This is a genomic window from Allobosea sp. 05T422_2 (genome assembly GCF_056396265.1).
This window is the reverse complement of record NZ_JBFTLD010000090.1, coordinates 1-22,147: the sequence shown is the minus strand read 5'-3', so window position 1 is coordinate 22,147 and position 22,147 is coordinate 1. Positions and strand designations below refer to the sequence as shown.

General features: G+C 65.2%; 25 protein-coding genes. 16 read left to right on the top strand and 9 right to left on the bottom strand.

Annotated elements, in window-relative coordinates; all coding sequences use genetic code 11:
- On the bottom strand, positions 1-758 hold a 758-nt coding region (locus tag AC1DJT_RS17095; RefSeq protein WP_476834496.1), incomplete at its 3' end, for an NADP-dependent oxidoreductase.
- A 154-nt stretch (positions 759-912) separates the two neighbouring features.
- On the opposite strand from AC1DJT_RS17095, the gene uvrC reads away from it, so the two are divergent.
- The 5 genes from uvrC (at position 913) to AC1DJT_RS17070 (ending at position 5,458) form a co-directional block, all read left to right on the top strand.
- Entirely contained in the window at positions 913-2,934 is a 2,022-nt protein-coding gene (gene uvrC / locus AC1DJT_RS17090; RefSeq protein ID WP_476769487.1) for an excinuclease ABC subunit UvrC, read from the top strand.
- A gap of 66 nt (positions 2,935-3,000) precedes the next feature.
- On the top strand, positions 3,001-3,612 hold the full coding sequence (gene pgsA / locus AC1DJT_RS17085; RefSeq protein ID WP_043232683.1) for a CDP-diacylglycerol--glycerol-3-phosphate 3-phosphatidyltransferase: 612 nt from the start codon (positions 3,001-3,003) through the stop codon (positions 3,610-3,612).
- Between the two features lie 26 nt (positions 3,613-3,638).
- Positions 3,639-3,890: a molybdopterin converting factor subunit 1 gene (gene moaD / locus AC1DJT_RS17080; protein ID WP_113512320.1), complete on the top strand. Its 252-nt coding sequence runs from the start codon at positions 3,639-3,641 to the stop codon at positions 3,888-3,890.
- A gap of 19 nt (positions 3,891-3,909) precedes the next feature.
- On the top strand, positions 3,910-4,365 hold the full coding sequence (locus AC1DJT_RS17075; RefSeq protein WP_441489493.1) for a molybdenum cofactor biosynthesis protein MoaE: 456 nt from the start codon (positions 3,910-3,912) through the stop codon (positions 4,363-4,365).
- A gap of 4 nt (positions 4,366-4,369) precedes the next feature.
- The gene (locus AC1DJT_RS17070) at positions 4,370-5,458 is read left to right on the top strand and encodes a DUF1176 domain-containing protein (RefSeq protein ID WP_441505195.1); all 1,089 of its coding nucleotides are present in this window, start codon (positions 4,370-4,372) and stop codon (positions 5,456-5,458) included.
- Positions 5,459-5,498: 40 nt separating this feature from the next.
- On the opposite strand, the gene AC1DJT_RS17065 is transcribed toward AC1DJT_RS17070, so the two are convergent.
- On the bottom strand, positions 5,499-6,386 hold the full coding sequence (locus AC1DJT_RS17065; protein WP_441505194.1) for a branched-chain amino acid aminotransferase: 888 nt from the start codon (positions 6,384-6,386) through the stop codon (positions 5,499-5,501).
- A gap of 172 nt (positions 6,387-6,558) precedes the next feature.
- Between AC1DJT_RS17065 and AC1DJT_RS17060 the strand changes: the two genes are divergently transcribed.
- The 3 genes from AC1DJT_RS17060 to AC1DJT_RS17050 all read left to right on the top strand — a co-directional run bounded on the left by AC1DJT_RS17060 (position 6,559) and on the right by AC1DJT_RS17050 (position 9,369).
- On the top strand, positions 6,559-7,077 hold the full coding sequence (locus AC1DJT_RS17060; RefSeq protein ID WP_476834495.1) for a MarR family winged helix-turn-helix transcriptional regulator: 519 nt from the start codon (positions 6,559-6,561) through the stop codon (positions 7,075-7,077).
- 110 nt (positions 7,078-7,187) lie between these two features.
- Positions 7,188-7,916: a response regulator gene (locus tag AC1DJT_RS17055; RefSeq protein WP_069879638.1), complete on the top strand. Its 729-nt coding sequence runs from the start codon at positions 7,188-7,190 to the stop codon at positions 7,914-7,916.
- Positions 7,917-8,022: 106 nt separating this feature from the next.
- Positions 8,023-9,369, top strand: a complete 1,347-nt coding sequence (locus AC1DJT_RS17050; protein WP_476834497.1) for an ATP-binding protein — start codon at positions 8,023-8,025, stop codon at positions 9,367-9,369.
- 73 nt (positions 9,370-9,442) lie between these two features.
- Here the strand turns inward: AC1DJT_RS17050 and AC1DJT_RS17045 are convergent, their stop codons facing one another.
- Complete coding sequence (locus tag AC1DJT_RS17045) at positions 9,443-10,351, bottom strand: LysR family transcriptional regulator (protein ID WP_476769485.1); 909 nt, start codon at positions 10,349-10,351, stop codon at positions 9,443-9,445.
- A 99-nt stretch (positions 10,352-10,450) separates the two neighbouring features.
- Here AC1DJT_RS17045 and AC1DJT_RS17040 point away from each other — a divergent pair, with 99 nt between their 5' ends.
- Both AC1DJT_RS17040 and AC1DJT_RS17035 read left to right on the top strand, forming a co-directional pair.
- A complete protein-coding gene (locus AC1DJT_RS17040) occupies positions 10,451-11,074 on the top strand; it encodes a glutathione S-transferase (RefSeq protein ID WP_441505190.1) in 624 nt (207 codons plus the stop codon).
- A gap of 6 nt (positions 11,075-11,080) precedes the next feature.
- Positions 11,081-12,013, top strand: a complete 933-nt coding sequence (locus AC1DJT_RS17035) for a pyridoxamine 5'-phosphate oxidase family protein (RefSeq protein ID WP_476834494.1) — start codon at positions 11,081-11,083, stop codon at positions 12,011-12,013.
- Positions 12,014-12,020: 7 nt separating this feature from the next.
- Here the strand turns inward: AC1DJT_RS17035 and AC1DJT_RS17030 are convergent, their stop codons facing one another.
- The 6 genes from AC1DJT_RS17030 to AC1DJT_RS17005 all read right to left on the bottom strand — a co-directional run bounded on the left by AC1DJT_RS17030 (position 12,021) and on the right by AC1DJT_RS17005 (position 17,258).
- Positions 12,021-12,380, bottom strand: a complete 360-nt coding sequence (locus tag AC1DJT_RS17030) for a tRNA-binding protein (protein ID WP_441505188.1) — start codon at positions 12,378-12,380, stop codon at positions 12,021-12,023.
- Positions 12,377-14,356 (bottom strand): methyl-accepting chemotaxis protein, encoded by a 1,980-nt coding sequence (locus tag AC1DJT_RS17025; RefSeq protein ID WP_476834493.1) that lies wholly within the window; start codon positions 14,354-14,356, stop codon positions 12,377-12,379. Before AC1DJT_RS17025 ends, AC1DJT_RS17030 begins: the two co-directional genes overlap by 4 nt.
- Positions 14,357-14,460: 104 nt before the next feature.
- Entirely contained in the window at positions 14,461-15,132 is a 672-nt protein-coding gene (locus tag AC1DJT_RS17020; RefSeq protein ID WP_476768059.1) for a TetR/AcrR family transcriptional regulator, read from the bottom strand.
- A gap of 144 nt (positions 15,133-15,276) precedes the next feature.
- Positions 15,277-16,098 (bottom strand): pyrroline-5-carboxylate reductase, encoded by an 822-nt coding sequence (gene proC, locus AC1DJT_RS17015; RefSeq protein WP_441489503.1) that lies wholly within the window; start codon positions 16,096-16,098, stop codon positions 15,277-15,279.
- A 115-nt stretch (positions 16,099-16,213) separates the two neighbouring features.
- Positions 16,214-16,720 (bottom strand): type III secretion system chaperone family protein, encoded by a 507-nt coding sequence (locus AC1DJT_RS17010; protein ID WP_043232643.1) that lies wholly within the window; start codon positions 16,718-16,720, stop codon positions 16,214-16,216.
- Positions 16,721-17,003: 283 nt separating this feature from the next.
- The gene (locus AC1DJT_RS17005; RefSeq protein ID WP_441489504.1) at positions 17,004-17,258 is read right to left on the bottom strand and encodes an accessory factor UbiK family protein; all 255 of its coding nucleotides are present in this window, start codon (positions 17,256-17,258) and stop codon (positions 17,004-17,006) included.
- 160 nt (positions 17,259-17,418) lie between these two features.
- Here AC1DJT_RS17005 and AC1DJT_RS17000 point away from each other — a divergent pair, with 160 nt between their 5' ends.
- The 6 genes from AC1DJT_RS17000 to AC1DJT_RS16975 form a co-directional block, all read left to right on the top strand.
- The gene (locus tag AC1DJT_RS17000; protein WP_476768060.1) at positions 17,419-18,570 is read left to right on the top strand and encodes a M24 family metallopeptidase; all 1,152 of its coding nucleotides are present in this window, start codon (positions 17,419-17,421) and stop codon (positions 18,568-18,570) included.
- Positions 18,571-18,630: 60 nt separating this feature from the next.
- Positions 18,631-19,191 carry a hypothetical protein gene (locus AC1DJT_RS16995; RefSeq protein WP_476768061.1) on the top strand — a complete coding sequence of 187 codons (561 nt, stop codon included), beginning with the start codon at positions 18,631-18,633 and terminating at the stop codon, positions 19,189-19,191.
- A gap of 157 nt (positions 19,192-19,348) precedes the next feature.
- Complete coding sequence (locus tag AC1DJT_RS16990; protein WP_069882563.1) at positions 19,349-20,293, top strand: ribose-phosphate pyrophosphokinase; 945 nt, start codon at positions 19,349-19,351, stop codon at positions 20,291-20,293.
- Positions 20,294-20,306: 13 nt separating this feature from the next.
- Entirely contained in the window at positions 20,307-21,050 is a 744-nt protein-coding gene (gene queC / locus AC1DJT_RS16985; RefSeq protein ID WP_476768062.1) for a 7-cyano-7-deazaguanine synthase QueC, read from the top strand.
- On the top strand, positions 21,040-21,603 hold the full coding sequence (locus AC1DJT_RS16980) for a VUT family protein (RefSeq protein WP_441489508.1): 564 nt from the start codon (positions 21,040-21,042) through the stop codon (positions 21,601-21,603). Before queC ends, AC1DJT_RS16980 begins: the two co-directional genes overlap by 11 nt.
- A 151-nt stretch (positions 21,604-21,754) precedes the next feature.
- Positions 21,755-22,147: 50S ribosomal protein L25/general stress protein Ctc (locus AC1DJT_RS16975; RefSeq protein ID WP_476834492.1), on the top strand; the 393-nt coding region annotated here is incomplete at its 3' end.

Here is a 22,147-nt window from a genome sequence, read left to right as displayed (position 1 = left end):
CTGTTATACTGCGCAATCAGCCCGCAGACCGGAATCCGGGCAAAGCCGTTCAGCAGCGGAAACACCGCGTCCCAGACCTTGCCGCCGACATTCTCAAAATAGACGTCGATGCCATTCGGACAGGCCGCCGCCAGTTGGTCGGCGAAATCGGGAGCGCTGTGATCGACGACGGCATCGAATCCGAAGGTCTCGCGGATGAAGGCGCATTTCGTCTCGCCACCCGCGACCCCGACGGCGCGCGCGCCCTTGATCCGCGCGATCTGCCCCACGGCCGATCCCACAGGCCCGCTGGCGGCTGCCACGACCACGGTCTCCCCCGCCTTGGGTTGGCCGATCGTCAACAGGCCGGCATAAGCGGTGAAGCCTGGCATCCCGAGCACGCCCAGCGCGGTCGTGATTGGCGCGGCGGCCGGATCGATCTTGCGCAGATGGCCCCCGTCGGCCACCGCGTAGGACTGCCAGCCGGAATGCGAAAGCACGATATCGCCTGGCCTGAAGTCGGGGTGGCGGCTCTCCAGAACCTCCGCAACTGTGCCGCCTTCCATCACCTGACCGATCGCCACCGGAGCGGAATAGGATTTCTCATCGCTCATGCGCCCMCGCATATAGGGGTCGAGCGAGAGATAGAGGATGCGCAGAACCACCTGGCCGTCGGAAGCCTCCGGAACCGCAGCGTGCTCGAGCCTGAAATCGCTGGGGCGGGGCCGGCCGACCGGGCGAGCGGCCAGAACGATCCTGAGATTATCCTGTTGGGGCATGGGGTTCCGTCCTCCCTCGAGCGCGTCGTTTGGATTGGTCAATTCATATGGGAGCAACGTTGCTCCGGGAGCACCACCTCACCCGTGCATTTTGCCACAGGGCGGCGCACGCTCCTGACATGACGAAACGCCTCGGGCATCTTACATCGGGCTCATGAATCGCCAGCGCACCGACGACTTGCCGGAAGACGAGATCGAGGACGAGGAGGATGGCCTCCCGCTCCCCGACGCAACCGTCGATGCCGGCGAGACCGCGCCCTCCGAACTGAAGCACGGCATCGAGGTCATCGCCGGCTTCGCCAAGCACCTGCCGAACAAGCCCGGCGTCTACCGTATGTTCGATCGGGCCGGCGAGGTGCTCTATGTCGGCAAGGCCAAGAGCCTGAAGAATCGCGTCACGGCCTATGCGCGCGGGCTTGCCCATACCAACGCCGTCGCCCGGATGATCTCCGAGACGGCGAACATGGAATTCGTCACCACGGGGACGGAAACCGAGGCGCTGCTGCTCGAATCCAACCTGATCAAGCAGCTCAGGCCGCGCTACAATGTCCTGCTTCGCGACGACAAATCCTTTCCCTATATCCTGCTGACGGGCGACCACCCTGCCCCGCAGATCGCCAAGCATCGCGGCTCGCGCCAACGCAAGGGCGATTATTTTGGGCCGTTCGCATCGGTCCAGGCGGTGAAGCGCACCATCGACGCACTGCAGAAGGCGTTCCTGCTGCGCTCCTGCTCCGACAGCTATTACGAGAACCGCACGCGGCCCTGCCTGCTCTTCCAGATCAAGCGCTGTGCCGCGCCTTGCACGGGCGAAATCTCGCATGCCGATTACCAGGCACTGGCTGATCAGGCGCGCGATTTCCTGTCAGGCCGCTCCTCGACCGTGAAGCGGACGCTGTCGGAGCGGATGCAGGCGGCAGCGGAGGCTCTCGAGTTCGAGCAGGCGGCGCGCTACCGCGACCGGCTGGCGGCGCTCTCTGCGGTCCAGGCCGGCCAGGACATCAACACCCAGGGCGTCGAGGAGGCGGATGTGTTCGCCATCGATGAGCAGGCCGGGCATTTCTGCGTCGAGATCTTCTTCTTCCGCAACCACCAGAACTGGGGCAATCGGGCGCTCTTCCCTCGCGCCGACAAAAGCCTCACGCCCGCCGAAGTCCTGGCCTCCGTCGTCACCCAGTTTTACGACGACAAGCCGCCGCCACGCCTCGTGCTGCTCTCGCATGAGGTCGAGGAGATCGAACTGATCGGCGAAGCGCTCTCGGCTCGCGCCGGCCGCAAGGTCGAGATCGCGGCGCCCAAGCGTGGCGAGAAATTCGATCTCGTCGCCCACGCCCGGAAGAACTCGCATGAGGCACTCTCCCGCAAGCTCGCCGACAATGCCGGGCAGCAGAGTCTGCTTGTCGCGCTCGGCGAAGCCTTCGGGCTGCCAAGGCCGCCGCGCCGCGTCGAAGTCTACGACAACTCCCACATCATGGGGACGAATGCGGTCGGCGGCATGATCGTCGCCGGCCCGGACGGTTTCATGAAGAGCCATTACCGCACCTTCAACATCTCCTCCGACACCATTGCCGGCGACGATTTCGGCATGATGCGGGAGGTGCTGAAGCGGCGGTTCTCGCGATTGGCGAAGGAGAGCGTGGCAGCGGAGGGCGGCGACGCCGTCGATCTCGCAGTGGCCGAATCTCCTGCCCCGCCCCCCGAGGCTCAGGACGAAACCGCCTTTCCCTCGCGCCCCGATCTCGTCATCGTCGATGGTGGCAAGGGCCAGTTCGAGGCCGCGCGCCTGATCATGGCCGAATGTGGTGTCACCGATATTCCACTTGTGGCCATTGCCAAGGGCGCCGACCGCAACGCCATGCGCGAGACGTTCTTCATGGCCGGCAAGGAGCCGTTCAAGCTGCCACCGCGCGACCCCGGCCTCTATTTCATCCAGCGCCTGCGCGACGAGGCGCATCGTTTCGCCATCGGCACGCATCGCGCCAGACGCAAGCGCGACATCACCAAGAACCCGCTCGACGAGATTGCGGGCATTGGCCCTTCGCGAAAGCGGGCGCTTCTGCTGCATTTCGGCACGGTCAAGGCGATCCAGCGCGCCAAGCTCGACGACCTGATGCGCACGCCCGGCGTCAATGCCGCCACCGCCAAGGCGGTGCACGATTTCTTTCACGATGCGTAGGGCTCGTACACGCCTCGCGGGATTGCGTGTTGACGCTGTCACAAGCGCGCTGCTTTGGTGTTTCCCGTGACGATTCTTCCAGATGCCATCAGGCGGCGGGGCCCTTGGTCCCTGCCAAATTTGCTGACCTACGGCCGGATCGCAGCGATTCCGGCGCTGGTGGCGCTGCTATTCTGGCCGCGCGACGACTGGATGCGCTGGATCGCGTTGGCGATCTATGTCGCGGCGGCTGTGACGGATTATCTCGACGGGTGGATCGCCCGGGCGTGGAGCCAGCATTCGGCGATCGGCCGGATGCTCGATCCGATCGCCGACAAGCTTCTGGTCTGTGCCCTGCTGCTGATGCTTGTCGCAGACGGCACGATCTATGGCTGGTCGCTCTGGGCGGCCATCGTCATCCTCTGCCGCGAGATCCTGGTATCGGGCTTGCGCGAGTTCCTGGCCGAGCTGCAGGTCAGCGTTCCCGTCAGCAAGGTGGCGAAATGGAAGACTACGGCGCAACTCCTGGCGCTCGGCTTCCTCGTTGCCGGCCCCGCCGGCGACAAGGTTCTGCCGTATAATACGCAGATCGGCATCGTCATGCTGTGGCTGGCGGCAATCCTGACCATCTATACCGGGTGGGATTATCTTAACTCCGGAATCCGCCATCTGGTGGATGAGGATGAGCGCGCATCATGATCGACAGTCTGGCCGAGACGCGAACCCTGAAGCTCGTCTATTTCGCCTGGGTCCGCGAACGCATCGGCGTTGCGGAAGAAACCGTGGAGGTGCCCCACGAGGCACGGACCGTGGCTGACTTGGTGGATTGGCTGAGAGGGCGCGACGAAGGCTACGAGATGGCCTTCGAGAATGCCGCGATCGTGCGCGCCGCCATCGACCATGTCCATGTCAAGCCGGAAGCCTCCCTCGCAGGCGCCAGGGAGATCGCCTTCTTCCCGCCGATGACGGGCGGCTGAGGCAAGCCGGGCCCACGCCATGACTCCGGTCGTCCGCATCCAGCGCGAGGATTTCGACCTCAACGCCGAGGTCGCGGCGCTGACCCGCGACCGGACCGATATCGGCGCCGTCGTCACCTTCGCCGGGCTTTGTCGCGATGAAGGTGGCCAACTGGCAGCGCTCGAGCTCGAGCATTATCCCGGCATGGCCGAGGCCGAGATCGGGCGCGTGGCAGCGGAGGCAGTCGAGCGCTGGCCGCTCAATGGTCTGGTCGCCATCCATCGTTACGGGCTGATCAGGCCGGGCGGACAGATCGTGCTGGTGGTCGCCGCATCACGCCATCGCCGCGCCGCCTTCGAGGCAGCCGAATTCCTGATGGACTATCTCAAGACCCGGGCTCCMTTCTGGAAGCGCGAGCACCTGAGCGACGGCACCATCGGCGGATGGGTCGAAGCCAAGGCCGACGATGATACCGCCGCAGCACGCTGGAACTGAATGAATGTCTGGCCAACAGAAGAGCCCGCTGATCTCCGCAGTCGGCGTAGCCACTCTGCTCGGCCTGGGCCACGCCCAAGCCGCCGAAACCGGCATCAAGACCTTCCGTGACTGGATCGCCGGATGCGACAATCTCAAGGGCTGCACGGCCTTGTCGCTGCCCGCGGAAGCAGCGAGCGATATCGGCTTCCTGAAGCTCGAGCGCTCGGCCGGACCGGCCGGTGCAGCCTCATTCTCCCTGCGTCTCAGAGGCGAGCAGCTCAAGGCGCCGCTCTCCGTACAATTGCTTCTGGATGGCGCCCCCTTCCCCGCCGCAGGCAAGAGCCTGCCCGCCCGTCGCGACGGTGAGGACAGCGCAACCCTTCTGCTGTCCGACGCCGATACCGAGGCCCTCATCGCCGCAGCGCGAAAGGCGACCCGGCTGACGGCCAAGCTTGCCGGCAAGACCTACGACATCTCGCTCGCGGGGTCGGTCGCCGCCATGCTCTGGATCGACGAGCAGCAGGGCAGGCTTGGCGGCACGAGTGCACTGATCCGCAAGGGCCCGGCCACGACCGTGCCTGCGGCGCCGGCCCTGCCTGTGATCGACGCGCGGGCGACTGCCGGGTTTCCTGCGCCCGACGCCAAGGCGACGAAGGCCATGGTGGTTGCGCTGCGCAAGCACCTCAAGCAACACGACCCCGACCTTTGCGACGACGGCGGCGACGCGGACTCGGATTCCGACAGCGTCTGGTCGCTTGACGCCTCCACGAAGCTGGTTGGCCTGCTCTGCTCGCGCGGCGCCTACAATGTCACGACCGGCTTCTGGAGCGTGACCGGCAGTGATGTCGCGAAGGCCAGGAAGGTCATGTTCCCTCAACCCGGCGCCAACAGCGACAATCTCCTGATCAATGCCAGCTTCGACCCAGCGACCGGACAGGTCGGCTTCTTCGGCAAGGCGCGCGGCATCGGGGATTGCGGCAGTGCCGGCAACTATGCCTGGACCGGCTCGGGCTTCGTTCTGACCGCCTTGAGCGAGATGCCGGAATGCCGCGGCGTGGATCCGGAGGACTGGCCGACGCTCTATCGAAGCGACGTGAAGCTCGCCAAATAGCAAAAGGCCCGGTCTCTCGACCGGGCCTTTGTTCGATCGCTCACGCTGCCTTGGAGGCTGGCCTCACCGCAGCGGAATAATCTTCCATGATCACCTTGCCCATATTGCCGGTGATGAACTTGTAGGGCCCGATTTCGGAGACTAGCGTCACCTCGGCGGCCGAGCCGGTGATAAAGCATTCCGAGAAGCCCTCGAGCTCCTCCGGGCGGATGCGCCGCTCGACCACTTCGAAACCGCGTGCCCGGCACAGATCGATCACGGACTGGCGGGTAATGCCATTCAGGAACCTGTCGGCGGTCGGGGTGTGAACCACGCCATCCCTTATGAAGAAGATATTGGCGCCGGTGCATTCGGCGACATTGCCTTCCCAGTCGAGCATCATCGCGTCGGCATAGCCGGCCCGCTCCGCCTTGTGCTTGGAGAGCGAGCAGATCATGTAGAGTCCGGCAGCCTTGGCATGGACCGGCGCGCAGGCCGGGTCGGGACGGCGATAATCGGCAACGTCGAGACGCACGCCCTTCAGTTTCTGGGCCATGTCGAACATGCTCGGCCACTCCCAGACCGCGATCGCGGTATGGATGCTGTTGTTCATGCCGGACACAGCCATCATCTCCGAGCCGCGCCAGGCGACCGGGCGGAGATAGGCATCCTTGAGGCCGTTCTCCTTGAGGCAGAGATATTTGGCTGCGTCGATCTCGGCGACCGAATAGGGGATCGCGAAATCCATGATCTCGGCCGACTTGTGGAAGCGCTGCGAATGCTCGGTGCACTTGTAGATGACGCCGTCATAGGAGCGTTCGCCCTCGAAGACACAGGAGCCGTAATGCAACCCGTGGGTCAGTACGTGCACCTTGGCGTCCTTCCACGGCACGAGCTTGCCGTCGAACCAGATCACGCCGTCGCGCTGGTCGAAAGGAATGACAGACATGGGGCAACTCCTCTGCGAGTCTTCATGCGCCGAACTGGGCCACAAGGGCGTAGGGCGCGCAAGCACTGAACAATTACTGCGCTGCAGCAACCGAAAGCGACATAATCAGTCGCCCCGGATGCTTGACCGGTAATCTTCCGTCTGAGATATGTCAACATGGCTGACGTAAAATATGGAGCGCCTCGTGACTGACACGCAAGTCCGATCGACCGATGCGCCCCGGCCCGCGCCCGCCGAGGACGTACCCTACGACCTGATCGAGCTCTTCTTCTTCGCCTATCGCGATTTCGTCAGCGACCCCGACCGCATCCTGGCGGATTACGACTTCGGCCGGGCGCATCACCGCGTGCTGCATTTCGTGCAGAGGCGCCCGGGCCTGACGATCGCCGAACTGCTCGACATCCTGCAGATCACCAAGCAGAGCCTTAACCGCGTGCTGAAGGAGCTTGTCGAGACCGGCTTCGTCGAGTCCCGCATGGGCACGCAGGACAAGCGCCAKCGCAACCTCTATCCGACGGATACCGGCAAGGAGCTGGCCGTGAGGCTGGCGCGTCTCCAGGGCAAACGGATCAATGCGGCGCTCAGCGCCGTCGGCCCCGAGGCAGGCGAGCAGGTGGCGCGCTATCTCGCGGGGTTGATCGATCCCGCCGAACGCAAGAAGGTACTGGGCTTTCTCGCTACGCCGGTGTGAGCTGCGCGGCGAAGAGCATCCAAGCCGGACATGGCACCGTCGCCAAACCGGGGGATCCTGGTCTCCCGGCGGCGGGGATCGCGCTCCGGCTACGAAGAGGACCAAGCCCGATGACCGCAGCCAAGGCCCTGAAGCCGGTCCCAGACGAGGCCCCGCATATCCTCGTGGTCGACGACGACCGCCGCCTGCGCGACCTGCTGGCGCGCTTTCTCGGCGATCACGGCTACCGTGTCACCACGGCCGCCAATGCGGCCGAGGCCGATTCGCGCCTTGCCCATCTCGTCTTCGACGCCATCGTGCTCGACATCATGATGCCCGGCGAGAACGGCTTCGACTTTGCCCGTCGTTTCCGCGGAGGTTCCAACGCCCCGATCCTGATGCTGACCGCGCGCGCCGACAGCGCCGACCGCATCAATGGGCTGGAAATCGGCGTCGATGACTATCTCACCAAGCCTTTCGAGCCGCGCGAGCTCATCCTGAGGCTTGGCAACATCCTCAAGCGAACCATCGTCGTGGATGCCCCGCAATCGGGCAGCCACCCTGATTTCGTCCGCTTCGGCCCCTTCATCTATGGTCTCGCCCGCGGCGAATTGCGCCATGGCGAGGAAACGATCCGGCTCACCGAGCGCGAGCGCGAGATCCTGACGGCCCTGGCCGAGCGCGCGGGTGAGCATGTCCCGCGCGAACAGCTCGCGGCGCAGGGCTCGGCGGCCAATGACCGCACCATCGACGTCCAGATCAACCGGCTGCGCCGCAAGATCGAGCGCGACCCGGCAGACCCGCTCTATCTCCAGACCGTTCGGGGTGTCGGCTACCGGCTGGTCACGGATCGGGGCTGAATCGATGCAAGTCGGCGCGCGTGGCATGCGCTTGGCTCAGGCCGTCGGCCTCGGCCTTCGGCGGGTCGGGGCCGCGATGGGACATGTGCGGGTCGGGCTCGCACGCATGCTCAGGCCCGTGCTGAAGCTCGGCGGCCGGCCGCTGCGGATGATCGGTCGCTACATGCCGAAGGGCCTCTATCCGCGCGCCCTCGTCATCGTCATTGCGCCGGTCGTGCTGCTGCAGTCGGTCATCGCCTATGTCTTCATGGAGCGGCACTGGCAGACGGTGACGCAACGCCTGTCCTCGGCCGTCTCGGCCGACATCGCGGCGCTGATTGACGTCTATGAGAGCTATCCGCAGGATGCGCAGGCAAGCGTGCTCAGTCGCATCGCACTGGAGCGCCTCGGCCTGGATGTCGACATCATCCCGGACGCCGATCTGCCGCCACCGGGCCCCCGCCCGTTCTTCTCGCTGCTCGACAGTGCGCTCTCGACGGAACTGAGCCAGCAGGTCGCACGGCCCTTCTGGCTCGATACGGTCGGCCGCTCCAGCCTGATCGAGATCAGGGTGAAGCTCGGGCCGAACGTGATGCGGGTACTGACGCGGCGCAGTCAGGCCTATGCCTCGAACAGCCATATCTTCCTGATCTGGATGATCGGCACATCGCTGATCCTGCTGACCATCGCCGTGCTGTTCCTGCGTAACCAGATCAGGCCGATCCTGCGCCTGGCCGACGCTGCGGAGGCATTTGGCAAGGGACGCGACTCCGATTTCCGGCCGCGCGGCGCGCGCGAGGTCCGGCGTGCCGGCAACGCCTTCATAGAAATGAAGCGCCGCGTGGAACGCTCGGTCGGCGAGCGCACGACCATGCTCAACGGCGTCAGCCACGACCTGCGCACGATCCTGACTCGCTTCAAGCTTTCACTCGCACTTCTCGAACGCTCCTCGGAGATCGACGCGCTGGAGAAGGATGTCGACGAGATGAGCCGTATGCTCGAGGACTATCTCGCCTTCGCCCGCGGCGACGTCGGCGAGGCTGYGGTCGAGACCGATATCCGCGCCCTTCTGGAAGATCTGAAGGTCAATGCCGAACGGCAAGGCCATCAGACCGAGCTCGAAGTCGTCGGCGACCCGCTGGTCGTGATTCGACCGGACGCGATCCGCCGCCTGCTGACGAATCTCGTCTCCAACGCAGCGCGCTTCGGCGATCGCATCGCCATTCGTGCTACCCACGACGCCCGCTATCTGATCGTGATGATCGACGATGACGGCCCAGGCATCCCCGCCGGCTTGCGGGAGGATGTTTTTCGTCCGTTCTTCCGGCTGGATGAGGCCCGCAATGTCGACAGTGGCGGCACGGGGCTCGGTCTTGCCATCGCCCGAGACATCGCCCGGGCCCATGGCGGCGACATCATCCTGGCGGACTCGCCGCTGGGCGGCCTGCGCGCCACCGTCCGACTTCCGGTCTGATCTGCGCGACATCACGCCCCGCTGACTCGCGGGGGAGCGCTGTCGTCTCGGCCATCGCGGGCTACGCTGGACCTCACGACACGCCTTCGGGCCGGATCGCGCCGAGGCGCTGGAAATACGCGGCCGCCTGATCAAGGAAGGCCCTTACCTTCGCTGCCAGATGCTGCCCGCTCGGAACAACGAGGTGCACAGGCAGCGGTGCCGGCTCGAAATCGCGCAGCAGCCGCACCAGTGTTCCCGCGGCAATGTCGTCTGCCACCTGGTAGGACAGCGGCCGTGCCAGCCCGCGACCGGCGCGGGCMGCAATCAGGCCCGATTCAATCTCGTTGACGATGAACCGGGGCGCGACGGCAACGCTCGACCCGCGCGCCGATCCGCCAAAACGCCAGAGCATGCCCTGCCCTGCTGCCACGCTGGCAATGGTGTCATGCTGCAGCAGGTCCGAGGGGCGCGACGGCATGCCACGGCTTGCGAGATAGGATGGAGCCGCGACCAGGAGGCGTCTGACCTCGCCGACTTTGCGTATGACCAGCCGCGAATCCGGCAATGGACCGATCCGGATTGCGACGTCGAGCCCTTCATCGATCATGTCGAGATTGCGGTCGGCCAGAACGAGCTCGACCTGTACCTCGGGATGCAGGTCCAGGAACTCCGTCACCAAGGGCGTGACATGGCGCCGGCCGAAGGCCAACGGGGCAGTGACGCGCAGCAGGCCACGAACCGGGGCCGCGGAGACACCCGACATCGACGCCTCGTAGTCGGCCAGCATCCGTCTCGCGGAGGTCGCGAGCGCACGCCCGGCATCCGTCGGAGTGAGTTGGCGCGTAGTACGGGCAATCAAGCGTGCGCCGACGCGTTCCTCGAGCCCGGCAAGAGCCCGCGTGACCGCCGGGCGCGAACGGCGCAACTGCCGGCCCGCCCCCGCGAGGCTGCCGGTATCAAGGATGGCTACGAAGATCGCCAATTCGTCGAGACGGTCCAATCAATGTTCCTATCTATGGAATTCTGACTTTCAAGAATAGCGTGTTTCGCTCAGGAACTGAAACAAACAGACTGTGACCTCACCTCTGGAGGTCACCCTATGTCACCAACCGGCATCACCCTTCACAGCACGCCGCTCTCTGGCCACGGCCATCGCGTCGAGCTGCTGCTGCTGGCTCTCGGACTCGATTATCGCTTCGCTTCCGCTCCGGCTGATGTACGCAGGAGCGAAGCCTTTCTCGCGCTCAATCCGCTCGGCCAGATCCCGGTGCTCCAGGATGGGGCGCTGGTACTGGCCGACAGCAACGCGATCATGGTCTATCTGGTGAAGCGCTACGCTCCGGACAGCGCCTGGCTGCCAAGCGAGCCACTCGCCGCGGCCCAGGTCCAGCGCTGGCTCTCGATCGCAGCCGGAGAGGTCATGCACGGTCCCTCGACCGCGCGGTTGATCACCCAGTTTGGACTGAAGGACGATGCCGCCCGCGCCGAACGGATTTCCTCGCGGCTGCTCACCTTCATGGAAAGTCACCTGGCGGAGCGCGCCTTCCTGGCGGCGGAACAGCCAACGCTGGCCGACCTTGCCTGCTATTCATATGTGGCGCACGCTCCGGAAGGCGGCATCTCGCTCGAGCCCTACCCGGCAGTGAGAGCCTGGACCGCGCGGATCGAGGCTCTGCCCTTCTTCAAGCCGATCCCGCCCTCACCGCTCCCGGCCAAGGGATGATGCGCCATGGACGAGTCCCCCTTCCATCCGGGTGAACGCGAAGCGCAGGCCCGCGCAGGCCAGTTCTCGCGCGGAGCCGGCATCCGCAGCCTCATGCCGGATCAGCACAGGACCTTCTTCCCGCTCCTGCCCTATCTCTTCGTCGGCGGGCTCGGTCGCGATGGCTGGCCGATCGCAACCGTGCTGAGCGGAGAAGCCGGCTTCGTGCAAAGCCCCGCACCTACCCGCTTGCGCATCGCCGCGCTGCCCTCGGCAGCCGATCCGGCGGCCGCAGCGCTGGAAACGGACCGTCCCGTCGGCCTGCTTGGCCTCGACTTCACGACGAGGCGACGTAACCGCGCCAACGGCATCATTGCCGCCCGCGATGCCGACAGTCTCTCGGTCGAGGTTTCACAGAGCTTCGGGAACTGTGCGAAATACATCCAGACCCGCGTCYCGACAGCGATTGCCCGCTCGCCGGAGGTGGCGGAGCCACTGACCCGTTTGGACGCGGCTGCCCGGACCGTGATCGGAGCCGTGGATACCCTGTTCATCGCCAGTTCGTCCGGGCCCCAGGGCGGATCGGCCGCCGGTGTCGACATTTCGCATCGCGGCGGCCGGCCGGGCTTTGTCCGGATCGACGGCGACGTCCTGACGATCCCGGATTTCACCGGCAACAGCTACTTCAACACACTCGGCAATCTGCTGCTGGAGCCGCGCGCCGCGCTGCTCATTCCCGACTTCGCGATGGGCGACATCATTCAGCTTCAGGGCGAAACGGAGATCGTCTGGAGCGGCCCGGAGCTCGGAACCTTAAGCGGCTCGCAGCGGCTCTGGCGCTTTCGCATCGCACGCGCCTGGCGGCGCAAGCGCGCACTGCCCTTCAACTGGTCGRCAGCCGAACCGGCGCCGACCACACTGGAAACCGGGACGTGGCAGCGAGACCGTTCCGCTGCCTGAGCCCTCGTCAGAAGAGCCGGCCACCATTAGGGACAGCGAGGCTGGGCCCGATCAGCACCACCTCGCCGTTACCATCAGGCATGCCGAGCGTCAGGACCTCTGACATGAATTTTCCGATCTGGCGCGGCGGGAAATTGACCACCGCGAGGACCTGCCGGCCCGGAAGATCCTCGCAGCGATAGTGCGTGGTGATCTGCGCCGACGATTTCTTGAGACCAATCTCGCCGCCAAAATCGATCACCAGTTTGAAGGCCGGCTTGCGTGCCTCGGGATAAGGCAGTGCCTCGACGATGGTGCCGACACGAATGTCGACCTTGAGGAAATCGTCGAAGCTGATCGTCTCCGGCGGTTCGGACGTCGTACTCAAAATTCCTCCCAGGCGCGATCATGCGCGCTCGGCTCGAGTTTGCGGGCAGGCGCCGCTCCGTGGTGAGGGGCAGGCTTGCGGCTCGGGGCCGCTGCGCGAGGAGCGGGCGGGACGACGCTCGCCATCTTGCGTGCCATATCCTGCAAACCGGCAACGTCTCCGCCAAGCCTGAAGCGCGCGACCTGAGCCGCGAGGCGATCAGCCTCCTGCGACAGCGCATGCGCCGCGGCCGTCGACTCTTCCGCCATGGCGGCATTCTGCTGCGTCGCCTGGTCCATCTCGTTGACGGCGCTGTTGACCTCCTGGAGTCCAGCAGCCTGCTCCTGGGCTGCCGACGCAATCTCGGCAACCAGCGCGGTGACGCGGGTGATCTCGCCAGCCATCCGCTGCAGGGCATTGCCGGTCTGGCCGACCAGTGCGACGCCCTTGTCGACCTCGACGGTCGAAGCGGTGATCAGTCCCTTGATCTCCTTGGCCGCTTCGGCAGAACGCTGCGCCAGTGCCCGAACCTCGGACGCGACGACGGCGAAGCCCTTGCCGGCATCGCCCGCGCGCGCCGCCTCGACGCTGGCATTCAGTGCCAGCAGATTGGTCTGGAAGGCAATCTCGTCGATGACACCCACGATCTGCGAGATCTCGTCCGCAGACTTCTCGATGCCGCCCATGGCCGACACTGCGTCGCGCACGATCTGGGTCGACTGCTCAGCCTCCGTCTTGACCTGAGTGGTCGCCTGGCTTGCGAGGCGCGCACTTTCGGCGGTCTGCCGTACGGTGGCGGTGAGTTCGTCGAGCGCGGTTGCCGTCTCCTCCACCGATGAGGCCTGCTGCTCGGTCCGGCTGGCGAGGTCATCGGCCGCCTGGCTGATCTCGCCCGAGCCTGCCTTCATGCTTTCGGTGTTGGTCGCAATCTGGCGCATCGTCTCCTGCAACCGGGCGATCGCGCCATTGAAGTCGTCCTTGAGCTTGACGTAGTCGGCGGCAAAGACATCCGCGATCCGGTAGGTCAGGTCCCCCTCGGCGAGATGTTCAAGACCCGCCCCGAGCGCACGGACAACCGTTTCCTGCTGGGCGGAACTCTGGGCTCGCTCGGTTTCGTTGCGGCGACGGTCCAGGTCGGCGGCGTCGCGATGCGCGCTCGCCTGCGCCTCGACGCGTTGCTTGTCGGCCTCGATCTCCTCCTTCGCCAGAGCCGCATCGCGGAAGACGACGAGAGCACGCGCCATGCTGCCGATCTCGTCGCCACGCTCCTGATGCGCGATCGGGTTTTGCAGATTGCCGGTCGCAAGTTCGTTCATCGTGTCCGCAAGCGAGGTCAGCATGCTCGACGAGCGGCGGCTCAGGAACACGACCAGACCAAGCATGAGCAGGCCAAGCGGAACCAGGACCTTGGCCACATCGAGCATCATGCCACGGAAGGCCGCGTCGACATCGTCGACATGCAGCCCGGAACCGACGACCCAGTTCCATTTCGGCACGGAGACGACATAGGAAATCTTGAGAGAAGGCTCCTTGTCGCTGGTCCTGAGCCAGAAATAGTCGAGAAATCCGGTGCCCTTTGCCTTGGCGAGTTCGACCATCTCCTTGACGAAGAACTTTCCGGTCGCATCCTTCAACGGCATCATGTCCGTCGTCTCGATCTTCTTATTGGCATGCAGAACGCTGATGCCGTCGAAATTGACGACGAAATAGTAGTTTCCGTTGTCGAAGCGCGCTGCGGAAATGGCATCGAGCGCCATCTTCTTCGCCTCGGCTTCCTTCAGCTCACCCTTATCAGCCCGCGCCAGATAGCTGTTGACCGTCGATGCAGCCGCCTCGACGGCGTTCTTCATCTCGGCGCGCTTGAGGGCGATCATCTCGCTGCGGGCCTGGACGAGCGTGAAGCTCACCCCACCGATGGCGAGGACGGCCGCGAGAATGGCGATGAGACCGAACGAACGGCCGATGGACAAGGCAGCAAGCTTCTTCAGAAACGGCATCGAGTAAGCCTCGCGAGGTGTGATTCTTCACACTCCCCGGGCAACAACTAAGGCCTTGTTAATTCTGCCCCGTTTTCGCCTCATTTTGCTGGCGCGCGGCGATGCTAGATGGCCGGAGCGAAATCCTCGTTATCCTCGCCCCGGCGGCCATCCTCGCCACGCTCCCGGCGGCGAACCCGCGGACGGGCTCCGCAGAAGGCACGGGCGAGTCCGCGCAACGGAGCCGTGAGCCGATGGATATCCTCGGCCCGCGACATCACCCAGCTCGCAGTCTTCAGTTCGCGATCGAGACGCGCCATTGTCCGGGAGAGTTCCGGTTCGTCATCGTCGAGCCAGGCGTCCGCGACACGCGCCATCAGCAACACCGCGCCCTGCACGCGCACGCCTCCCAGCGCGTCCTCCGTCGGGATCCCCGCCGAGGCGAGCATGTAGCGCCAGGAATTGACCGCACCGCGATTGAGAGCCGCGAGTGCCAGGGGATCGCGCCGCAGCGCCGGCATCACGCGCCGCAGGCCGGCCTTGTAAGGGGCAAGAGCATCGAGGCGGCGCATGACCAGGTCGAACATCCGCTCGCGGTAGGATTCGTCTGCGAGGTCATCGGACTGGCCGGCGAGCACCGCATCGTCGACGATACGGGTCAGCCCGCCGAGAATGGCGAGCTTGGACGGAAACAGGTTGCGCAACGTCGCAAGCGAGACGCCGGCCTCAGCGGCGATATCGCCGAGCTCGATCTCGTCCCACGGCCGCGAGGCCGCAAGATTGAAAAGCGCGTCCACCACCGCCTTCCGCGAGTCGGCGGGCGGCGCGCCTGCAGCAGGCTTTTCAGCTTTGGGGGAAGCGGGTTTGCGGGCCATCGGACCTCTCCATTCGCAAAGCGATGACGGAAAGGTAGGTCTGGATCACGGCTGAGGAAAGGCCGTTCAGCCGGAAAGCTCTTCGGCGCGACGTTTGGCGGCAGCCACCGCGCGGCGCATCAGCGGCGCAAGTCCGTTATCGGCCATCAGCACTTCGAGTGCTGCCGCCGTCGTTCCGGCAGGCGAGGTCACGTTCTGGCGCAAGGTCGCCGGCGACAGCGGCGATTGATAGAGCATCTCCCCTGCTCCTTCGATGGTGCCCCGCGCCAGGCGCTCGGCCGTCTCGGCCGGAAGTCCCGCTGCGACGCCAGCTGCCGCCAGGCACTCGACGAGATGGAAGACATAGGCGGGACCGGAGCCCGAAACGGCTGTGACCGCGTCGATCAGATCTTCGGTTGCAAGCCATTCGACCTTTCCGATGCTCCCGAGCAGCGCATCCGCCATCGCCCGTTGATCAGCACTGACGCCCCTGCCGGCGGCAGCCGCAGTGACGCCGCGCTGTACGGAAGCCGGCAGGTTCGGCATCGCGCGAATGATCGCCGTGGCATTGGGCAGGCGCGCCGAGAGATCGCCGAGCGTCTTGCCGGCCAGAATGGAAATCAGCAGGGTCTGCGGCTGGATGAACGCCTGGACCGAGGGCGCTGCCGTATCGAGCATCTGCGGCTTTGTCGCGAGCACGAGAACCTCGGTCGGCGGCACCGAGCGCGGCTCAGGGTTGAGGGCTATGCCCTTCTCGGCCGCCAGCGTCGCGATCTCGTCCGAGGGTTTGGGGTCGATCAGCGTGATCCCGGTCGGATCCATGCCGATGCGCAGCCAGCCCTCGAGCATGGCGCCTCCCATCTTGCCCGCACCAATGAGGACAAGGGTTTGCGGCAGGGAACGGGACATGGAGGCCTCACGAGGAACGATATGTGACGTCATGCGCGGCCCGGAACCGGGCATCGCACGACCAGAAGCGGCAACGGATGCCCGGGTCAAGCCCGGGCATGACGAAACCAGGGTCTCAGGCTTCCCCGACTGTTTCGAGCATCGCCCCCTCGAGCCCCTCGCGCGCGCTCTTGCCGGCCCAGACCACGAAGTGGAAGGCCTGGAAATAGCGCTCGCAGGCGTCGATCGCCGATTTGATCAGGGCGGCGGCCTGCTCGTCGGTCGGCTCCGCACCACCGGAAAGCAGGAGCGCGTGGCGGTACATCACCACGTTCTCCGAGCTCCAGAGGTCGAAATGGCCGAGCCAGAGCTGCTCGTTGACGAGGCTGACAAGTTGCAACACCTCGCCGCGCCGACGCTCCGGCACCTTGAGATCGAAGGCACAGGCGATATGGAGCGCCTCCACCTCGGAGAGCCAGGTGATCGCGACATGATAATCCGACCAGCCTCCGGTGACGGAGACGGAGAGCTCATCATCGCTGTCGCGGTCGAACGTCCAGTTGTTGAGTGCGGCGAGGCGCTCGATCAGGTCGAGAGGATTGGCAGGCCGTTCGGCTTCTGCGTCCAGGTCAAGGTCCATCATGCCCAGGGTCCAACTGCCAGCTCCCCGCGGGAATGCGGGTCCAGCTCGTTCGAGAACGGGAACACGGCGACGGGGAAGCGCGGGACGCAACAAGACTGCGGAAGCCGCTATATGGCCTCCTGACCGCCAAACGCACCCCAAGCGGATACGACCGGCGAATCACCTCTCCTTCGACGATAGCGCAGGCGCGACGACGCTCCCAACACCTGATGCAGGCTCGGCGGATTCGGGGGTTGGGCTCAATCCCTGCCGGCTGCTGTCCACAGCCGGAACACGGGCCGGCTCAGCCCTTGTCGCGCCCAGCCTCGAGGGCAGCCAGCCGTGCGGCGAGCTTGTCATTCTCTTCACGGGCCAGAACCGCCATCTCGCGCACGGCTTCGAACTCCTCGCGTGTCACGACGTCCATCTCGCGCAGGAGGCGGTCGATCTGCGTGCGGGCGACCGTCTCGACCTCACGGCGCACACCCTGGGCGGCTCCCGCGGCGTCGGTGACCAGACGAGCGAGATCGTCGAGTATGCGGTTCGAGGTCGTGGCCATCATCAATCTCCAGGGCCGAATGCCGGCGCTCCATAGCACGCCTGATATGGGCGACGAAGGCCTCGCCCGCAATCGCAGCGGCACATCGTCCACGTCCTTTGAGCCCGAGCGAGCCCGGCCTAAACATGAGGACCACGTCAGCACAGGGGATTCGCGAGCCATGGCCCTGCACTTCTCACCCGCCGAATTCGCACGCCGGCGTGATGCCCTGCTCTTGGCCATGCAAGGCGATCGGCTCGATGCGCTCTTCCTGTTCCAGCAGGAATCGATGTTCTGGCTGACCGGGTATGACACCTTCGGCTTCTGCTTCTTCCAGTGCCTGGTGGTGAAGGCCGATGGCAGCATGGCATTGCTGACCCGCTCTGCCGATTTGCGCCAGGCCGAGCACACCTCGAATCTGGCCGATATCCGCATCTGGAAGGATGGCCGCGACGCGAATCCTGCGCGTGACCTGCTCATGCTGGCACAGGATCTCGGCCTGGCCGGCAAGCGCATCGGCGTGGAGTTTGAATCCTACGGCCTTGTCGCGGCAAGCGGCCGCAAGTTGGAAGCGGCCTTCACGGATATCAGCGTTCTCGTCGATAGCTCGACGATCGTGACACGGCTGCGCGCCGTGAAATCGGCGGCAGAGATTGCCTGTGTCCGGCGCGCGGCCGCTCTCTCGGACGCCGCCGACAGGGCGGCGCTCGACCTGATCCGGGCCGGCGCCGACGAGGGCGAGATCCTGGCCGCACAGCACAATGCGATCTTCGCGGGTGGCGGCGACTATCCGGCCAACGAGTTCATCATCGGCTCCGGCCACGACGCCCTGCTTTGCCGCTACAAGTCGGGCCGCCGGACGCTCGACGCGCAGGATCAGATCACGCTCGAATTCGCGGGCGTCGACAGACACTACCATGCTGCGATCATGCGAACCGTCGTGGTCGGGGAGCCCCGCCCGCTGCATCTCAGCTATCATGAAGCCGCCAAGGCGGCGCTCCTCGCCTGCGAGGCTGAACTGAAACCGGGGCGGACTGCAGGCGATGTCTTCTCCGCCCATGCCCGGATCTTCGACGAACACGGTCTTTCCAGCCACCGACTCAATGCCTGCGGGTACTCGCTTGGCGCAAAGTTCACGCCGAGCTGGATGGACTGGCCGATGTTCTACGAGAGCAACGACTGGCCGATCGTTCCGGGCATGGTGATGTTCGCCCATATGATCCTGATGGATTCGGCGAGCGAGACCGCGATGTGCCTCGGCCGCACCTATCTCGTCGGCGATAAAGGCGCAGAAAACCTGAACTTGCCCGATCTGGACCTCGCGATCCGTTGACCCTACAAGAGTCACGCAGGGAATCCTCAGCAAACCCGTACGCAAAAAGCGGGAGGCGTCATGTTTAGTCGTTTAAGCGGCCTCGTTCTGGGGCCAGCCCTCGCGCTTGCGCTCGCAGGCTGCCAGGAAACCACCAGCACGGCCGCGCGTCCGCGCGTCGATGCGCCCGGCGTCCCGGTCTCGGTCCAGAGCATCTCCGGTGCGCCCGACCAGGTCACCACGAATTTTGCGAGCCTGCTCGGCGAGGCGGCGGCGGAACGCAAGATGGAGATCGTCGCCGGCAACGCACCCGCGCGCTTCCGGGTTCGCGGCTATTTGACCGCCCAGCCGACAGAGGACGGCCAGACTGCGCTGGCCTTCGTCTGGGACGTCTATGACGAGAGCAAGAAGCGCGCCCAGCGCGTGCAGGGCGAGAGCCTCGGCAGGCGCGGCGGCGGCGGCGATCCCTGGTCGAGCATCGACCAGACCATCGTCGCCAAGGCAGCATCGGATTCGATGGACGCGATCGCGAGTTTCCTGGTGACCGCTCCGGTGCCGGACAAACCTGCCGCGGACAGCGCCAAGGATAAGGACAAGGCGAAAACCAAGACGGCTGCTGCGACCAGCGGCAAGCGCTCCTGAGCGAGGCATCCCGCTGAACGCAGTGGGGTGAGGCGTGATTCGCGCACTGTTTTTGCAGTGCAGCGGTCGACTCATTGTCATGGCGCTGTTATGAGCGCTGCGAATTCAGCCGGTCTCACGACTCCCGCCCCCGCCAGTCCTCACGGTGCGCCACGGCATGCCCTCTTCGTTCAAAGTCGTCGCCGGAAACTCCAACCGGCCGCTCGCCGAAGCGATTTGTGCCTCCCTCGAAATCCCCCTTGCCAAGGCCCAGGTCCGGCGTTTCGCCGACATGGAGGTCTTCGTCGAGATCCAGGAAAATGTTCGCGGGCAGGACGTCTTCGTCATCCAATCGACCTCCTTCCCCACCAATGACCACCTGATGGAGCTGTTGATCATCACGGATGCCCTGCGCCGTTCCTCGGCACGGCGCATCACCGCGGTGATCCCCTATTTCGGTTATGCCCGGCAGGATCGCCGTGCCTCGGGCCGTACGCCGATCTCGGCCAAGCTCGTCGCCAATCTCATCACCCATGCCGGCGTCGACCGCGTTCTGACGCTCGATCTCCATGCCGGACAGATCCAGGGCTTCTTCGACATCCCGACCGACAACCTGTTCGGCGCGCCATTGATGGCCCGCGATATCAAGGAACGGCTCGACTACAAGAACGCCATGGTCGTTTCACCGGACGTCGGTGGCGTGGTCCGTGCCCGTGCACTGGCCAAGCGCATCGACGCTCCGCTCGCCATCGTCGACAAGCGCCGCGACCGGCCGGGCGAATCCGAGGTGATGAACATCATCGGCTCGGTCGAGGGCCGCTCCTGCATCCTGCTTGACGATATCGTCGATTCCGGCGGAACGCTCTGCAACGCCGCCGAAGCGCTGCTCGCGGAAGGCGCCAGGGAAGTCTACGCCTACATCACCCATGGCGTGCTGTCGGGCGGCGCAGTCGCACGCATCGCCAATTCCAAGCTCAAGGAGTTGGTGATCACCGATTCGATCATGCCGACCGAGGCAGTGAAGGTGGCGCGCAACATCCGCGTCATTTCCATTGCCAACCTGATGGGCGAGGCGATCGAGCGCACCGCGAGCGAATCGAGCGTCTCCAGCCTGTTCGACTGAACGGGATGGTATGATGACGGCTGCCACGACCGGCGAAGGCCGCGCACTCGTCCTGTTCTCGGGCGGGCAGGATTCGACCGTCACGCTCGCCTGGGCCCTTGCACGCTTCGGCTCGGTCGAAACCGTCGGCTTCGATTACGGCCAGCGCCACCGCGTCGAGCTGGAATGCCGGCTCGCGATTCGCGATAAGCTGCCCACCCTGTCCTCGGCCTATGCGGAGCGGCTCGGGCCGGACCACATCATCGACCTCGCTGCGCTCGGCACGATTTCCGAGACCGCGCTGACGCGAGAGAGCGAGATCGCCTTCGCCGATACCGGGTTGCCGACGACCTTCGTGCCGGGACGGAACCTGATTTTCCTGACCTTCGCCGCGGCGCTGGCCTATCGCCGGAACTGCAGGCACATCGTGCTTGGCGTCTGCGAGACCGATTATTCCGGCTATCCCGATTGCCGCGATGACACGATCAAGGCGATGCAGGTCGCCCTCAATCTCGGGCTCGACCGGCGATTGGTGCTGCACACGCCGCTGATGTGGCGCGACAAGGCGCAGACCTTCGCGCTGGCCCGCGAGCTTGGCGGCGAGACGTTGCTCGATCTGGTGGTCGAGGACAGCCATAGCTGCTATCTCGGCAACCGGACGACACGCCATTCCTGGGGCTATGGCTGCGGAACCTGCCCCGCCTGCGAGCTGCGGGCGAAGGGCTATGCTGGCTTTCTCTGTTCACCGGACGACACTGGACCATCCTATGACTCCTGATCAGCAGCGCTGGACCGAAGGGCTGGTCGCCCTCGTCCTTTTCACGCTCACCATCCCCGCCGCGAACTGGATGCTCGGCAATGTCGGCACGGTCTGCGTGCCGAACGGTCCTTGCCTCGTGCCGGTCGCGCCGGGCATCAAGGCGCCGAGCGGCGTGCTGATGATCGGCCTCGCGCTCGTGCTGCGCGACATCGTCCAGCGCCGCCTCGGTGCCAAGGTCGGACTGGGCGCGATCTTCGTCGGCGCCGCGATCTCAGGCTTTCTTGCTCCGCCGGCGATCGTCGTCGCCTCGGTCGCGGCCTTCCTTCTCTCGGAGCTCGCGGACTTCGCCGTCTACACGCCGCTGCAGCGGCGCCGCTTCGTCACGGCCGTGATCGCATCGAGCCTTGTCGGCCTCGTCATCGACAGCATCGTCTTCCTCTGGCTCGCCTTCGGCAGCCTCGACTTCCTGTCGGGCCAGATCATCGGCAAGGCCTGGATGGTACTGCTGGCGCTGCCGCTGATGCACCTGCTGCGCCGGCGTGACGAGCGGCTGGGACTGGTCGCCGCCTGAGCGGAAGCGCCCGTCCCCGGGTTGAGCTTTCCCGCTTTTTCGCCTATGAGCCTCCTCGCGCTCGACTGACACCCTTGGAGGCACGGGCGCGAGACCAAGACGGCCGCCATCGGGCGGCCGTGTCTTTATCAAGAAAACGAGGACCATCATCATGACCGCCGTGAAGCAAATCGAGGCTTCGGCGCGCACCCAGGTCGGCAAGGGGGCCGCCCGGGCAGTTCGTCGTCAAGGCCAGACTCCTGCCGTGATCTATGGTGCGGGCGAAGCCCCGCAGGCGATCGCGCTCAACGCCAACCAGACCCGCCTGATGATCTATGGCGGCCACTTCCTGACCACGATCTTCGAGATCAATGTCGGCGGCAAGAAGACGCGCGTCATTCCGCGCGACTACCAGCTCGACCCGGTCAAGGACTTCCCGATTCACGTCGACTTCCTGCGCGTCGCAGCCGGCCAGACCATCAAGGTCATGGTTCCGGTTCACGTCGTCGATCAGGAGGCCTGCCCGGGCCTGAAGTCCGGCGGCACCCTGCAGATCGTCGAGCAC

What these genes read in the sequence shown, in the direction of transcription:
- uvrC (WP_476769487.1), top strand. Translation starts at nt 913, where the DNA reads ATGAATCGCCAGCGCACCGACGACTTGCCGGAAGACGAGATCGAGGAC.
- AC1DJT_RS17070 (WP_441505195.1), top strand. Translation starts at nt 4,370, where the DNA reads ATGTCTGGCCAACAGAAGAGCCCGCTGATCTCCGCAGTCGGCGTAGCC.
- AC1DJT_RS17065 (WP_441505194.1), bottom strand. Translation starts at nt 6,386, where the DNA reads ATGTCTGTCATTCCTTTCGACCAGCGCGACGGCGTGATCTGGTTCGAC.
- AC1DJT_RS17055 (WP_069879638.1), top strand. Translation starts at nt 7,188, where the DNA reads ATGACCGCAGCCAAGGCCCTGAAGCCGGTCCCAGACGAGGCCCCGCAT.
- AC1DJT_RS17040 (WP_441505190.1), top strand. Translation starts at nt 10,451, where the DNA reads ATGTCACCAACCGGCATCACCCTTCACAGCACGCCGCTCTCTGGCCAC.
- AC1DJT_RS17025 (WP_476834493.1), bottom strand. Translation starts at nt 14,356, where the DNA reads ATGCCGTTTCTGAAGAAGCTTGCTGCCTTGTCCATCGGCCGTTCGTTC.
- proC (WP_441489503.1), bottom strand. Translation starts at nt 16,098, where the DNA reads ATGTCCCGTTCCCTGCCGCAAACCCTTGTCCTCATTGGTGCGGGCAAG.
- AC1DJT_RS17010 (WP_043232643.1), bottom strand. Translation starts at nt 16,720, where the DNA reads ATGATGGACCTTGACCTGGACGCAGAAGCCGAACGGCCTGCCAATCCT.
- AC1DJT_RS17005 (WP_441489504.1), bottom strand. Translation starts at nt 17,258, where the DNA reads ATGGCCACGACCTCGAACCGCATACTCGACGATCTCGCTCGTCTGGTC.
- AC1DJT_RS17000 (WP_476768060.1), top strand. Translation starts at nt 17,419, where the DNA reads ATGGCCCTGCACTTCTCACCCGCCGAATTCGCACGCCGGCGTGATGCC.
- AC1DJT_RS16995 (WP_476768061.1), top strand. Translation starts at nt 18,631, where the DNA reads ATGTTTAGTCGTTTAAGCGGCCTCGTTCTGGGGCCAGCCCTCGCGCTT.
- AC1DJT_RS16990 (WP_069882563.1), top strand. Translation starts at nt 19,349, where the DNA reads ATGCCCTCTTCGTTCAAAGTCGTCGCCGGAAACTCCAACCGGCCGCTC.
- queC (WP_476768062.1), top strand. Translation starts at nt 20,307, where the DNA reads ATGACGGCTGCCACGACCGGCGAAGGCCGCGCACTCGTCCTGTTCTCG.
- AC1DJT_RS16980 (WP_441489508.1), top strand. Translation starts at nt 21,040, where the DNA reads ATGACTCCTGATCAGCAGCGCTGGACCGAAGGGCTGGTCGCCCTCGTC.